Raw genomic sequence first — 379 nt, 5'->3', positions numbered from 1 at the left:
ACACACTAAGGGGGCAGGGCGAGGTGAAGAAGCTGCATTGGAGGGCCGGGTGTTAAGGTAGTCTAACACAATTCATTCAATCATTCAACAGAGAGATAGTCGATATACCACAACACATAGATTCTAACCCCGCAAATCACAAATCCCCCACCACCTTTTCCCAACTCTTCTAGAGATGCTCTGCGATATCCACAAATTCTTCCAGCGGCCGCACCGCCTTCACCCCCGCACTAACCTGCATCCCCGCCTTCCACGCGTACACGTCCTGGATCAGAACAGGCTGTCCCGCGCCCTTGCTCTCCCCATCGCTTTCCGCCTTCGGCTCGGCAGGCAGACCTGCATCCGCGACGCCCAGCGCCGCCTTGGCTCCGTCTAGGAC

At 56.7% G+C, this 379-nt stretch carries 1 protein-coding gene; it reads right to left on the bottom strand.

Annotated features, from left to right (window positions below; genetic code table 11):
* Positions 1-169 precede the first annotated feature (169 nt).
* Positions 170-379 (bottom strand): hypothetical protein (locus MPC4_RS05945; protein ID WP_174511712.1); only part of this gene is annotated, 210 nt, incomplete at its 5' end.

Source organism: Methylocella tundrae (assembly GCF_901905185.1).
GTDB lineage: Bacteria > Pseudomonadota > Alphaproteobacteria > Rhizobiales > Beijerinckiaceae > Methylocapsa > Methylocapsa tundrae.
This window is presented reverse-complemented; position numbering and strand designations above follow the sequence as displayed.